The 14,144-nt window shown below is 64.3% G+C and carries 5 protein-coding genes and 2 rRNA genes (1 of these 7 cut by a window edge); 2 read left to right on the top strand and 5 right to left on the bottom strand.

All coding sequences use genetic code 11. The annotated features are described in order from the left end of the window. Window positions 1-25 precede the first annotated feature (25 nt). Window positions 26-817, top strand: coding sequence for an ABC transporter substrate-binding protein (locus tag KI243_RS03570; protein ID WP_017126677.1), 792 nt, complete (start codon window positions 26-28; stop codon window positions 815-817). 261 nt (window positions 818-1,078) lie between these two features. Continuing rightward, a complete protein-coding gene (locus KI243_RS03565; protein ID WP_212810457.1) occupies window positions 1,079-2,620 on the top strand; it encodes an amino acid ABC transporter permease/ATP-binding protein in 1,542 nt (513 codons plus the stop codon). A gap of 131 nt (window positions 2,621-2,751) precedes the next feature. Here KI243_RS03565 and recD read toward each other — a convergent pair whose 3' ends face one another. From recD to KI243_RS03540, 5 genes are all read right to left on the bottom strand, one after another. After that, window positions 2,752-4,842, bottom strand: a complete 2,091-nt coding sequence (gene recD, locus KI243_RS03560) for an exodeoxyribonuclease V subunit alpha (RefSeq protein WP_017126676.1) — start codon at window positions 4,840-4,842, stop codon at window positions 2,752-2,754. Further along, window positions 4,839-8,534 carry an exodeoxyribonuclease V subunit beta gene (gene recB / locus KI243_RS03555; protein ID WP_212810456.1) on the bottom strand — a complete coding sequence of 1,232 codons (3,696 nt, stop codon included), beginning with the start codon at window positions 8,532-8,534 and terminating at the stop codon, window positions 4,839-4,841. The genes recD and recB overlap by 4 nt, the downstream gene beginning before the upstream one ends. After that, on the bottom strand, window positions 8,531-11,989 hold the full coding sequence (recC, locus tag KI243_RS03550) for an exodeoxyribonuclease V subunit gamma (RefSeq protein WP_212810455.1): 3,459 nt from the start codon (window positions 11,987-11,989) through the stop codon (window positions 8,531-8,533). Before recC ends, recB begins: the two co-directional genes overlap by 4 nt. Before the next feature lie 370 nt (window positions 11,990-12,359). Beyond that, window positions 12,360-12,475 (bottom strand): 5S ribosomal RNA (gene rrf / locus KI243_RS03545). A 169-nt stretch (window positions 12,476-12,644) separates the two neighbouring features. Next, window positions 12,645-14,144 (bottom strand): 23S ribosomal RNA (locus KI243_RS03540) (it continues 1,392 nt past the right edge of the window).

Raw genomic sequence — 14,144 nt, 5'->3', positions numbered from 1 at the left:
CCTTCTCATCCTGGAGTTATCGCACATGCTCAAGCACCTCCCCCGCCTGACCCTGGTCGCCACCGGCCTGCTCTGCGCCGGCAGCGTTTTCGCCGCCGCGACCGCCACCCCCGGCCAACTGAAAGTCGGCATGGAAATCACCTACCCGCCGTTCGAGTCCTATGACGCCGAGAAGAACGTGGTCGGCTCCGATCCGGAGCTGTCCCAGGCGCTGGCCAGGCACATGGACAGCAAGGCGGAATTTATCGACACCAAGTTCCCGAGCCTGATCATGGGCCTCAATGCCGGCAAGTTCGACGCGATCATTTCCGGCATGTACATCACTCCCGAGCGCCAGACCCAGGCCATGACGATTGCCTACGCCAAGACCGGCGCGGCAATCATGGTGCCCAAGGACAGCGCGCTGAAACCGACCACTCCGGAAGACCTCTGCGGGCTGAAGGTCGGGCTGGAGCAGGGCACGACCTGGGTCGCGCAGTTCCAGAAGCTGTCCACCGATTACTGCGTGCCCAAGGGCAAGGGCGCGATCACGGTCAGTGAATATCCGTCGGCGCCGGAAGTCACCCAGGCGCTGTTGTCGAGCAATATCCAGGCGCAGGTGGAGATTGCCGGCGCGGCGAAGATGATCGCCGAACGGACCAAGGGCCGGGTGGTAGTGACCACCGAGCATCCGATCTACCAGCAGACCCTCGGGATCTTCGTGAAGAAGGGCAATGACGCGGTGTACCAGGCCTTGCTCAAGGCCTTCGAGGAAACGAAGAAGAGCGGCGAGTATGCGGCGATCCTGAGCAAGTACAGTCTGGAGGCGGCGGAGTAACAACCGCCCTGATCGTTCCCGCGCGCGGCAAGGGAATGCCTCGCCGGGCGCTCGCGTCGGCGCTTGTGACGCGGAGCGTCACGGGCTGCATGCCCACGCGGAGCGTGGGAACGATCAACTGTGGGAGCTGGCTTGCCGGCGATAGCGACCGGTCAGGCGATGCAAGGCTCGAGGGCCTCATCGCCGGCAAACCGGCTCCTACAGGGATAGTGGATGCAAAGGATCCCCCGCAACCTGCGATACAGCCACACCGAGGTTCCCATGCAATTCGATTGGCCCTATTTCTTCTCGCTGTTCTCGATGCCGGCCTTCTGGCAGGCCTGTGTCACGGTGGTCGAGCTCAGCGCCCTGGCCTGGTTTATCGGCATGCTGCTGGGCTTTGTCCTGGCCTCGGCCAAGCTGTCGAGCGCGGCCTGGTTCCGTCTGCCGGCAGTGGTGTACATCTGGTTCTTCCGCAGTATCCCGCTGCTGGTGCTGGTGGTGTTCGTCTACAACCTGCCTCAGCTGTTTCCGGTTACCGGCCGTGTACTGTCGAACCCGTTCTATTCGGGCTTGTTCGCCCTGGTGGTCACGGAAGCGGCCTACATGGCCGAGATTCATCGCGGCGGGTTGATCTCGGTCGCCAAGGGCCAGAAGGAGGCCGGCCGGGCCCTGGGCGTCGGCCTGCTCGGGCTGCAACGCCTGATCGTGATTCCCCAGGCCTTCCGCATCTCGCTGCCGACGCTGATCAACGAATACATCACGGTGGTGAAGCTGACGTCGCTGATCTCGGTGATTTCCCTGACCGAGATCCTCACGGTGGGCCAGCGCCTCTACGCGCAAAACTTCCTGGTGATGGAAACCCTTGGCGCGGTGGCGGTGTACTACGTGCTGATCGTCAGTCTGTTCGGCTGGCTGTTGCAGCGCCTGGAACAGTATCTGGACCTCAGCCAGCGCAAGCCTCGGACCCTCATCGACAGCGCCGCCGCCAGCCTGCGGGCGAGCTTGCCAGCGCTGGCCGCGGCAGCCCGTACGAAGGCCGTCGCCGGGGCCGCGCCGGCCCTGCAATTGCAGAATATCCACAAGCGCTATGGCGACCATGAGGTGCTCAAGGGCATCGACCTGAACGTCGGCAGCGGCCAGGTGCTGTCGATCATCGGCCCGTCCGGCTCGGGCAAGACGTCGCTGATCCGCACCATCAACGGCCTGGAAAGCATCGATCAGGGCGAGATCGTGCTGTTCGGCGAAAGCTTCATCAGTGCCGCCGACCATCCCAACAGTGCGCAGGTACGCCGCGGCGTACGGCGCATCGGCATGGTGTTCCAGAACTTCAATCTGTTCCCGCACCGCAGCATTCTCGACAACATCACCCTGGCCCCGCGTTACCACGGCGCGGCGCGCGTATCGGGCGAACAGCGGGCCCTGGCGCTGCTGGACAAGGTCGGCCTGCTGGCCCATGCCCACAAGTATCCGCATCAGTTGTCCGGTGGCCAGCAGCAGCGGGTGGCGATCGCCCGTGCGCTGGCGATGGAGCCGGAAGTGATGCTGTTCGACGAACCGACCTCGGCACTGGACCCGGAGTTGGTGGGCGATGTCCTGAAGGTGATTCGCGACCTGGCCGATGAAGGCATGACCATGCTGATCGTCACCCATGAGATGGATTTTGCGATGTCGATTTCCGACCGGGTGATTTTCATGGAGAACGGCGTGGTGCAACTGGATGCCAGTCCCGGGGCGATTCGTGAAGAGCCGCGGGGTGAACGGGTGCGGCGCTTCATGGGGATCGAGGCGGCCGCGAAGGTGGCGGTGGCGCAGCTCGACTGAAGCGAACGCGGTGCCTGTGGGAATCGGGATTGCCTGGAAGTCTTCAGCGATCTCGCGGGCCCCTTCGCGGGCAAGCCCGCTCCCACAAGGTTCTCAGTGCAGTTTGCCAGCGAGGAGGCCGGTACAGGCAACTACTCTCCCAGCTCCAGCATCAACCCGCTCAGCCGCTTGACCTTGCGCCGCACGGCCTCTTCGAACACGCCGCCGCGGGGTTCGATCAGGCTGAACCAGTCCTTGGCCCGGGTGATCCCGGTGTAGATCAGTTCCTTGGTCAGCACCGGGTTCAGCGCCTCCGGCAGGATCAGCGCGGTATGGGCGAACTCCGAGCCCTGGGATTTGTGCACGGTCATGGCGTAGACGGTTTCCACGTCGTTCAGCCGGCTCGGCAGGACAAATCGCACGCCGCCCTGGCCGTCGTTGCGCGGGAACGCCACGCGCAGCACCTGCTGGCCGGCTTGCGGTCCGTCGCGCTCCGGCAGGCGCAAGGCGATGCCGATATCGCCGTTCATCAACCCCAGGCCGTAGTCGTTGCGGGTCATCAGCACCGGGCGCCCTTCGTACCAGTGCTGGTCGCTGTCGATCAGGCGATGGGCGAACAGCGCCGCGGTGATGCGCTGGTTCAGGCCTTCGACGCCCCATGGGCCCTTGCGCACGGCACAGAGCAACTGGAATTCGTCGAAGGACTGCAACACGGCGCGGGCCCAGTCCGACCAGCGCGGATCATCAAGGTCGACGCCCGCCGCCGGGCGCTGGCCGCGCATCACCCCGAGGTAGTGCCGATAACCCTTGCGCTCGCTGCCCTGGCCGTCGAGCACCAGCTTCTCGAACGCGCGGTCCTGCTCGCCCTTGAGGGCCAGCGCGAACAGATCGGCATGACTGCCCGCCGCCAGCAGGGCACGCGCCTCGTCCGCCGCCTGCTGGTTGACCAGCCGCGACAACCGGCCGATGCCGCTGCCTTCGCCAAAGCGTCGCGAGTGACGCAACATCACCACTTGCTGGGCCAGCGGATGGCTGTGATCGAGGTCTTCGCGCAAACCGCTGGCGCTCAGGTCCTCGCCGCTGACCGCTTGCAGCCAGTCGCGGGTCTGCGCGCTGTACCAGCCCTCCTCGGCATCGCGACACAGGTCGCCGAGCACCGCGCCGGCTTCCACCGAGGCGAGCTGGTCCTTGTCCCCCAGCAGCACCAGCCGTGCATGCACCGGCAAGGCGTCCAGCAGGTTGGCCATCATTTCCAGGTCGATCATCGAGGCTTCGTCCACCACCAGCACGTCCAGCGGCAGGCGGTTGCCGGCGTGATGGCGGAAGTGCCGGGTGCCGGGACGACTGCCCAGCAGGCGGTGCACCGTGGTCACTTCGCTGGGGATCCGCGCGCGCACCGCTTCATCGATGTGCAATGAGCGCACCTGGGCACTGATGGATTCGGTCAGGCGCGCGGCGGCCTTGCCGGTCGGCGCCGCAAGGCGAATGCGCAGCGGTTTCCCGGCTTCCACCGCCGGGGCCTGGAGCAAGGCCAGCAGGCGCACCACGGTGGTGGTCTTGCCGGTACCGGGACCGCCGGTGACGATGCTGAAGGCACCACGGGTCGCCAGGGCGCAGGCCAGCTTCTGCCAGTCGATGCGCTCGCCGGCAGCCGCCACGCCGAACAGTTCGCTCAGGCGCCGCGGCAGATCGTCGGGGCTGGCTTCGTGTTCGGCGAGGCGCTGGCGCAAGGCGTTGTCGATGCGCCGCTCGTAGCCCCAATAACGTCGCAGGTACAGGCGCCGACCACTCAGGACCAGCGGCCGCTGCCCGGCCCCGGCGCCATGATCGTCGGCCAGCGCCACCAGCGAACTGGCCTGCAAGGCCCGGCACCACGCGTCACCGTCCAGGGCCACCAGCAGTTGCGAGGGCAACAGCATCGCACCGCTCTGCACATCGCCTTCCGGTGGCAGCGACAGGGCGAAGTCCGGTTCCTTGAGGGTTTCGAACAGGTCGAGGCAGACATGCCCGTGGCCCAGTTGGTGACTGGTCAGGGCCGCCGCCAGCAGCACCAGCGGATCGCCGCTCGGATCGAGCTCATGGAGAAAGGCCACGAAGGCCTTGTCCAGCGCCCGCACCCAGCCGCGTTCGAGCCAGCGTTCGAGCAACAGCAGCAGGTCTTCGGCGCGACTCAGCGGCGCCAGTTCGGCCAGGCTGTCGTCGCTCAACGCGGTGGGCAGCAATTCGGCGAAGGAACGTTTCATAGCAGACTCCCCTGTTCCCAGGCGGGCGCGGATTTCGGCACGGGCTTGCCCTGGAACAGCAGGTCCAGGTGTTCGATAAGCTCCCGTGGCGGCCGGGCGAAATACGCGCCCTGGCTGGGCGAACGGGTGCCGCGCAGGAACAGGTACAGCGCGCCGCCCATGTGCCGGTCGTAGTCATAGTCGACCAGACGGGCCTTGAGCTGGCGATGCAGGGCCAGCAGGTACAGCACGTATTGCAGGTCGTAGCGGTTTTCCAGGATCGACGCGGCCATGGCCTGCTCGGTGTAGGCGGTATCGTCGGCGCCCAGCCAGTTGGACTTGTAGTCGGCCACGTAATAGCGGCCCTGGTGTTCGAAGGTCAGGTCGATAAAGCCCTTGAACATGCCGTTGAGCAACACCGGCTCGGCCGCCGCCCGCGCCACGCCGCCATGGGTATGGCGACGCACCAGTTCGTCGACCTGGTGCACGTCGACCTTGTGGCTGGCGAACCAGAACTCCATCTCGACCTGATAGCTGTCCAGGCCCGCGAGGATCACCGGTGGCTGGTCGTTGCCGAGGCGCAACGGTACTTGCAGCAGATGGGCGAGCCAGTCGCTGAGGGTCTCGATCCAGCCCTTCCAGCCCCGCAGGTTGCAGCGCGGCGCGACAGCCTTTTCGATCAGCGTGCGATCGGCCGTGAAGCGCTCCTCACCGGCCCATTCCAGCAGACCGTGGAGAAAGGTGCCGGGGTTCGGGCCCCGCGGGAAGCGATGGATATCGCCACCACTGGCGGCGACTTCGCGGGGCGCGTCCGGGTCCAGGCGCTCATCGTCGAAGAGTTTCTGCGCCTGGGGGCTTTCCGGCGCTTCGTCACTGTCGCTGCTGAGCTGATCGCCGATGCGCAGGGCACTGTAGGAGGCGATCCACCAGTGCTCGGCGGCACGGCGCTTGGGCAGCAACGGTTCGAGCAGGGTTGCCTGGTTGCGTGGCGGCTGGAACGAGGCATCGGTGGGCTCTGGCAGCTCTCCCCAGGCCAGGGTCGGGCAGTCCTGTTGCAGTTGCGCCAGCCAGCCCGCCAGGCCGGTGGACTCGCCCAGCACGGCACCGCCACCCAGCAGGTAACCGAGAGCCGACAGGTGCAGCACCGAGCTGTTGTTATTGCCGCGCTTCAAGTCGGCGACACCCAGCCAGCAGGCATGCTGCGCGCGGGTCAGCGCCACATAGAGCAGGCGCAGGTCTTCGGCCAGGCGCTCGTCGTCGGCCTGGGCGATCAGTTCGGCGGTGGGCTTGAGGCTGACCTGGGCGCGGCCTTCGCTGTCGTGGTAATGCAGCGGCAGGCGACTGCCGTCCACCGGCTTGACCGAACAGATAAAGGGCAGGAACACCAGCGGATATTCCAGGCCCTTGGATTTGTGGATAGTCACCACCTTGACCAGTTGCTCGTCGCTTTCCAGACGCAGGATCTGTTCTTCGCCAGCCTGGCCGGACAGCGCCAGGTGTTCGCCCAGATGGCGGATCAGCGCCTGTTCGCCATCCAGCTCGCCGGCCGCCTGTTGCAACAGCTCGGACAGGTGCAACAGGTTAGTCAGCACCCGTTCGCCGTCGCTGCGGGCGATGAGGGCCTGGGGCAACTGGAAGTCGTGGAGCAGGCGCCGCAGCATCGGTAGCACACCCTGGGTGCGCCACAGCGTGCGATAGCCGCGGAACTGCATGACCCGCGCTTCCCAGGCCAGTTCGTCCTGGTTCAAGCGCTCCAGTTCGGCCAGCGGCAGGTTCAAGGTGATACAGGCCAGGGCCGCCCGCAGCGGACGTTCGACATCCGGCTCGGCGCAGGCCTTGAGCCAGGCCAGCAGGTCGTGGGCCTCCTGGGCGGCGAAGACCGAATCCTTGTCCGACAGGTAGACACTGCGCACACCACGAGCGGCCAGTTCGCCGCGCACCGCCTGGGCTTCCTTGCCGTCCCGGACCAGGATGGCGATATCGGAAGGCAGGACGCCCTTGAGTTGGCCATCGCGGCTGAAACCGATGCGGCCCTGTTGCCCGCCATTGAGCAGGGCGACGATTTCGCTGGCGCAGGTCGCTGCCAGTTGCTGGCGATAGACTGCGCCGGACAACGGCTGCTCGGAGGACAACTGCCAGAGATTCAGCGCCGCCGGTGGCTGTCCGTCGATCTCGAACACTTCCTTGCGGCCCTGGGAGGCCACCGACAGGAACGGCACCGGGTTCTGCGCGCCATCGCGGAACAGGAACGCGCCGCGCCCCTGTTCACGCTGCTCGGCGCACGCGAAGACGTGGTTGACCGAGTCGACCATGGCATGGCTGGAACGGAAGTTGGTGCCCAGGGTGTGCAGGCGCCCGCTGGTGGCCTGGCGGGCACGCAGGTAGGTGTAGATATCGGCGCCACGGAAAGCGTAGATCGCCTGCTTGGGGTCGCCGATCAGGAACAGGCCGCCGTCGGGGTTGTTGTCTTCGATGCGGTAGATGCTTTCGAAGATCCGGTACTGCACCGGGTCGGTGTCCTGGAATTCGTCGATCAGGGCCACCGGGAACTGTTCGCGGATCAGGCTCGCCAGACGTTCGCCGCCGTCGGCCTGCAATGCCGCGTCGAGGCGCAGCAGCATATCGTCGAAGCCCATTTCGGCGCGGCGGCGCTTCTCGTCTTCGAAGCGTGCACCGACCCAACGGGCGGCATGTTCCAGCACCGCGGCGTCGGGCGTCGGCAGGGCATCGAGGCTGGCCTTGAGCCCAGGCATGGCGTCGAGACCGGGATGCCGCGGGGCGTCGCCCTTCCAGGCCTCGGCCAGGCCATCGGCGGTCAGGCGAGTGAAGCCGGTGCCGATATCCAGTTGCTCCTGGGTATCGTCGTCGGCCCAGGCAGTGAGCTTGTCGAACCAGGGTTCGAAGTAACGTGCCTGCATCTTGCGGCCGTCGACCGTCTTGTTCGCCACGCCTTGCAGGCAGATCTCCCGCAGTTCGGCCGCCCATTGTTTCCAGGGGGCCTTGAGCTGCACCAGGGCAGCGCGGCGCTCGCGCAGGCAGGCATCGATCAGTTCGGCGGGCTCGACATCATCCTGTCGTTCGCCAGCGGATCTGTCGCTGCCGAACAGGGCCCTGACCCTTGGCAACAAGGCCGCCGGGCCGCCCCAGTTGGCGCGCACCCAGTTCAACGCGTCGCCCTGCATCTTGTAGCAGTAGAGCCGCCAGTAATCGCGCAGCACTTCGCCGAGCAGGTCGCTGTGGTCGGTTTCCAGGGTCTGGGTAAACAGGCTGCCGCTGTCGAAGGCATGTTCGCGCAGCATGCGCTGGCACCAGCCGTGAATGGTCGATACGGCCGCTTCGTCCATCCATTGCGCGGCGATGTCCAGGCGGTTCGCGCAGGCGGGCCACTGCTCGATGCTGTATTGCGCGCGCAATTGCGCGATCAGGTCGTCCGGGGCGGCCGTCTCGTTGCGGAAGAAGCGCGCGGCTTCGGCCAGGCGCGTGCGGATCCGGTCGCGCAGTTCCTTGGTGGCGGCGTCGGTAAAGGTCACCACGAGGATCTGTGGTGGCAGCAGTTCGCGCCCGAAACCGGCCGCTTCGCCGCCGTGGCCGAGCACCAGGCGCAGGTACAGCGCGGAGATGGTAAAGGTCTTGCCGGTACCGGCGCTCGCTTCGATCAACTGGCTGCCGCGCAATGGAAAGGCCAGGGCCAGCGGGGTCTTGGTAGCGGTCATGGGCGCGCCTCCTCGGCCGCGAGGGCGCGCCACGGCGCTTCGAGCAGCGGTCGATAGAGGGTATCGCACCAGCCGGTGAATTCTTCGCTGGCGATCAGCGCATCGTAGTCGGCGAACTGCCGGGCCAGGGCGGCGCTTTCGCGGCGCTCGCCCTCACTGTTGATACCGTCGCCGTCGTAGGCCTTGCGGGCGGCGGCGTCGGCCTTGAGCGGGTCGGGCTGGGACAGCCAGGCGAAGGCGGTCTTCACCGCCACCGGCAATGGCCGGCGCATGCCGGCCTGCCAGGCCAGCAGCAGCTCGCCGAGAATGGTGCGGGCCCGCTCCGGCTCGAACGGCGGCAGCAGCAGGGTATCGTCACTGGCGACCAGCGCCGTGGTCATCGACAGGTCACAGGCACAGGCCACCAGATGCTCGACCCAGGGCCGGGTCAGGCGATGCCATTTGCGGGTCTTGAGCGAACCGATGCTGTTGGGAATGGTGGTGACGGCGAGGTAGCCGCCATCGCTGCGCTGGTGCAAGCCGGCAAGCCAGCCTTCGAGACGCACGCCGCTGGCATCGACACTGACCGGCACGGCGCTGGTCACCGGCGTCGGCCACAGCGTCAACAGTTGCTGGTAGCGTTGCAGCAGGTCGGGCAGCGGCTCGATCAGTTCGTCTTGCAGCAACTCGCCGAAGCCGGCCATCGGCAGCAGGCCGCTGCCTTGCAGGCGCCGGGCCTGCTGGCGCAGCGCTTGCTCGGGATTGTCGGCGTGCATCAGGGCTGCGCCCAGCAGGCTGTCGCTGAGGCTGTAGCGTTGCAGCGCATCGAGGACAAAGGGTTCTTCGTCGGCCAAAGGTGCTTCGGCCGCTTCGAAGAAGACTTTCAGGCGCTGGCTGAAGAAGTGCCGGACCGGGTTGCGCAGGAAATCTTGCAGTTGCGCCAGGGTCAGCGGTTCTTCCTGGAGGTAGGCGGCCAGTTCGTAGATGGGCGGGCTCGTCTCTTGCAGTTCGTGCAGTTGCTGCCATTCCCGGGCATAGCTGAACAGGCCGCTGTCGCCTTCGTGGAAATAGCGGGCACTGAACGGTTGCAGCGGGTGTTCCTGGGTCAGGGCGTGCAACAGCTGTTCGCCGCCGGCGTCGGGCAGTCGCCAGCCGCTGGCGATATGGTCGCGCAATTGGCCGATCAGTACCGAGGCCGGGCGCTCGCTGTTATCGCGGATACTGCGGCCGACCCAACTGATGTACAGCTGTTCCCGTGCCGAGAGCAGGGCTTCGAGCAGCAGGTAACGATCGTCTTCACGGCGTGAGCGGTCGCCGGGACGGTAGTCGCTGCCCATCAGGTCGAAGTCCAGTGGTGGCTGGGCCCGCGGGTAATCGCCGTCGTTCATGCCGAGCAGGCACACCAGCTTGAAGGGAATTGCGCGCATCGGCATCAGCGTGCAGAAGTTCACCGCGCCGGCGAGGAAGCGCTGGGACAGGCGGCCCTGGTCGAGGCCGGCCAGCCAGGCTTCACGCACCACGGTCAGCGGCAGTTCTTCCTGCAGGTCGACGGCTTCGCAGGTTTCCAGCCAAGTGGCGCGCAGTTGTTCGAGCTGGATCAGCAGGTAATCGTCGTGCTCGGTACTGGCCAGGAAGAACAGCTGGATCAGCGCTTGCAGGCGCTCGCCCCACTGTTGCGGACGGGCCGGTTCGGAGAGTTCCTGGTGGGCGATTTCCAGGGCATCGAGCAGCGCGATCAACGGGCCGATCAAGGCAGCATCGAGACCGCCAATCTCGTCGTACGGTTCGATGCCTTCGCAACCGTCGCCGCTACCGACCGCGTAGCCCAGCAGCATGCGCCGCGAGCCGAAACGCCAGCTGTTCTGTTCCAGTTCGCCGGGCAGGCCGAGGCCAGCACGTTGCTCGGCGTTCAGTCCCCAGCGAATACCGGCGCCTTCGATCCAGCGATGCAGGGTCGGCAGGTCGCGCTCTTCGATATTGAAGCGGGCGCGCAGGGCGGGAACGTCCAGCAGGTCGAGAATCTCGCTGACCGGGAAACGGCTGTCCGGCAGTTTCAGCAGGTGTTCGACGGCGATCAGCAAGGGGTCGCGACCACGCTGGCCCTGGTCGGCCAGGGTGAACGGGATAAAGCGCGGGTCGTTGCGTTCGAGCTGGCCGAACACCGCACGGATGTGTGGGGCGTAGCTGTCGATATCCGGGACCATGACAATCACGTCGCGGGGGCGCAGGTCGGGATTGGCACTGAAGCGGGCGAGCAACTGGTCGTGGAGGATTTCCACTTCGCGCTGGGCGCTGTGGGCGATCTCGAAACGGATCGAGTGGTCCTGATCGAGGTCGACGGCCGGCCAGAGTTCGCGGGTTTCGCCAAGGGGACGCAGTTCGAGGATGTCGTCCTGCAACTGGTTGAGCAAGGTCGCCGGAAGGCTCTCGCTGAACAGGTCGATCCGACCGTCGCGAAAGGCCGCGCGGTAGCTGTTGGGGTCGTCGTAGCTGTCGAGCAGGTTGATGTAGTCGCGCCCCTGCTTGCCCCAGGCGGCCAGCAGCGGGTGGGCGTGCTGGTGCAGGGTTTCGGGATCGAGGGCGAGCGGCATGCCGGCTTTGCGCGACTGGCGCTTGTATTCGTTACGCAGCAGGTCCTTGTCGGCGACGATATCGGTCCAGTGGTGGCGACAGGGGTTGTGTACGCACAGCAGCACCTGGCTGAAACGTGCCAGGCCGGCGAGGGCTTCGAGGGCCTGGGCCGGCAATGAGGAAATGCCGAAGACGATCACCCGTGAAGGCAGGCCCGCTGGCGCCGCGGTCAGGCTGTTGATGCGCTCGATAAAGCGCTGGTGCACGCCCGCGCGGCTCTGGGCCATGCCCTCGGTGCCGACATCCAGCAGCAACGCACGCCAGAGTTCGGCCTGCCAGCAATTGGCCGGACTCAGCGGCTTGGCTTCACCACGGCCACTGCGCAACTGGTGACGACCGGCGGCCCAGTCTTCCAGCCAGTCGGCGCGGTAGACCTGGTACTGGTCGAACAGGTCGGCCAGGCGTTCAGCCAACTGGTAGCGCTTGCGCAGGTCGCTGTCATGGGTAAGGAAGCGCTGCAGGGGCTCGAAGTGCGGCTGGTCGATCAGTTCCGGCAGCAGGCGCATCAGGCGCCAGGTCAGCGGGGCCTTGTCGAGCAGCGACTTGGCCGGGATCTCGTCACGGCCCAGGACCATGCGGTAGAGCTGCCACATGAAGGTGCCGGGCAGTTGCACGTCGATGGCGGCGGCGATGCCGCAGCCTCCCGAGTCATCGTCTTCGGCGTCTTCGGCCAGGGCCAGCTTCAGCCACTGGACAATGCCGTTGCTCTGAACCAGGGCGATCTCATTCTCCAGGGGCGCCAGGGGGTAACGCCGCATCACGTTGATCACCAGGCTGCGCAGTTCTTCAGGGCTGTTGCTCTGGACAACCATGAAGGCAGGGTTGAGTGATGTCGCGTCCGGCATGCCGACTTCCTTGGAGAATTCAAAACGAAGGCAGGACTTTAGCACCTCCTGTGGGAGCAGGCTTGTCGGGACGCCGTAGAGATTGCCTCATCCCCGTCCCTTGTAGGAGCCGGCTTGCCGGCGATGAGCCGGAGCCTTGCATACTGCAGACGGTCTGGCGCTGTGGGAGTGGGCTTGCCCACGAAGAGGCCCTTGAGGCTTGCGTCGCCCTTGCCGGCCTCTTCGCGGGCAAGCCCGCTCCCACAAGTCCTGTATCGTTCTTGCGGCCGCACCCACCCTGGCTTGCCGCTTGAAGCTGACCGCTTGCCGCTCTTTTGGCCCCCAAAAACAAAACCCCAACTGCTTTCGCAATTGGGGTTTCGGAATTTAATCTTGACGATGACCTACTCTCACATGGGGAAACCCCACACTACCATCGGCGATGCATCGTTTCACTGCTGAGTTCGGGATGGGATCAGGTGGTTCCAATGCTCTATGGTCGTCAAGAAATTCGGGTACCGAGTCGTGGCCTTGAGGCCGCGCTTCAGCAAATCGGGTATGTGATCGATATTCGGTGTTTTGTGAGCCGCAAACTTTCGGTTCGTTTCGTCTTCATACACCGCAATCTGGTCTCTTTCGCCTTTCAGCTCAAAGCAGCAGATTGCTTGGGTGTTATATGGTCAAGCCTCACGGGCAATTAGTACAGGTTAGCTCAACGCCTCACAGCGCTTACACACCCTGCCTATCAACGTCGTAGTCTTCGACGGCCCTTCAGGGAACTCAAGGTTCCAGTGAGATCTCATCTTGAGGCAAGTTTCCCGCTTAGATGCTTTCAGCGGTTATCTTTTCCGAACATAGCTACCCGGCAATGCCACTGGCGTGACAACCGGAACACCAGAGGTTCGTCCACTCCGGTCCTCTCGTACTAGGAGCAGCCCCTCTCAAATCTCAAACGTCCACGGCAGATAGGGACCGAACTGTCTCACGACGTTCTAAACCCAGCTCGCGTACCACTTTAAATGGCGAACAGCCATACCCTTGGGACCGGCTTCAGCCCCAGGATGTGATGAGCCGACATCGAGGTGCCAAACACCGCCGTCGATATGAACTCTTGGGCGGTATCAGCCTGTTATCCCCGGAGTACCTTTTATCCGTTGAGCGATGGCCCTTCCATACAGAACCACCGGATCACTAAGACCTACTTTCGTACCTGCTCGACGTGTCTGTCTCGCAGTCAAGCGCGCTTTTGCCTTTATACTCTACGACCGATTTCCGACCGGTCTGAGCGCACCTTCGTACTCCTCCGTTACTCTTTAGGAGGAGACCGCCCCAGTCAAACTACCCACCATACACTGTCCTCGATCCGGATAACGGACCTGAGTTAGAACCTCAAAGTTGCCAGGGTGGTATTTCAAGGATGGCTCCACGCGAACTGGCGTCCACGCTTCAAAGCCTCCCACCTATCCTACACAAGCAAATTCAAAGTCCAGTGCAAAGCTATAGTAAAGGTTCACGGGGTCTTTCCGTCTAGCCGCGGATACACTGCATCTTCACAGCGATTTCAATTTCACTGAGTCTCGGGTGGAGACAGCGCCGCCATCGTTACGCCATTCGTGCAGGTCGGAACTTACCCGACAAGGAATTTCGCTACCTTAGGACCGTTATAGTTACGGCCGCCGTTTACCGGGGCTTCGATCAAGAGCTTCGCGTTAGCTAACCCCATCAATTAACCTTCCGGCACCGGGCAGGCGTCACACCCTATACGTCCACTTTCGTGTTTGCAGAGTGCTGTGTTTTTAATAAACAGTCGCAGCGGCCTGGTATCTTCGACCGGCATGAGCTTACGGAGCAAGTCCTTCACCCTCACCGGCGCACCTTCTCCCGAAGTTACGGTGCCATTTTGCCTAGTTCCTTCACCCGAGTTCTCTCAAGCGCCTTGGTATTCTCTACCCAACCACCTGTGTCGGTTTGGGGTACGGTTCCTGGTTACCTGAAGCTTAGAAGCTTTTCTTGGAAGCATGGCATCAACCACTTCGTGTTCTAAAAGAACACTCGTCATCAGCTCTCGGCCTTAAGATCCCGGATTTACCTAAGATCTCAGCCTACCACCTTAAACTTGGACAACCAACGCCAAGCTGGCCTAGCCTTCTCCGTCCCTCCATCGCAATAACCAGAA

Source organism: Pseudomonas sp. Ost2, assembly GCF_018326065.1.
In the GTDB taxonomy this organism is placed as follows: domain Bacteria; phylum Pseudomonadota; class Gammaproteobacteria; order Pseudomonadales; family Pseudomonadaceae; genus Aquipseudomonas; species Aquipseudomonas gingeri.
The sequence above is the reverse complement of the archived record's forward strand: the minus strand, read 5'-3'. Positions and strand labels throughout refer to the sequence as shown.

What these genes read in the sequence shown, in the direction of transcription:
- KI243_RS03570 (WP_017126677.1), top strand. Translation starts at nt 26, where the DNA reads ATGCTCAAGCACCTCCCCCGCCTGACCCTGGTCGCCACCGGCCTGCTC.
- KI243_RS03565 (WP_212810457.1), top strand. Translation starts at nt 1,079, where the DNA reads ATGCAATTCGATTGGCCCTATTTCTTCTCGCTGTTCTCGATGCCGGCC.
- recD (WP_017126676.1), bottom strand. Translation starts at nt 4,842, where the DNA reads ATGAAACGTTCCTTCGCCGAATTGCTGCCCACCGCGTTGAGCGACGAC.
- recB (WP_212810456.1), bottom strand. Translation starts at nt 8,534, where the DNA reads ATGACCGCTACCAAGACCCCGCTGGCCCTGGCCTTTCCATTGCGCGGC.
- recC (WP_212810455.1), bottom strand. Translation starts at nt 11,989, where the DNA reads ATGCCGGACGCGACATCACTCAACCCTGCCTTCATGGTTGTCCAGAGC.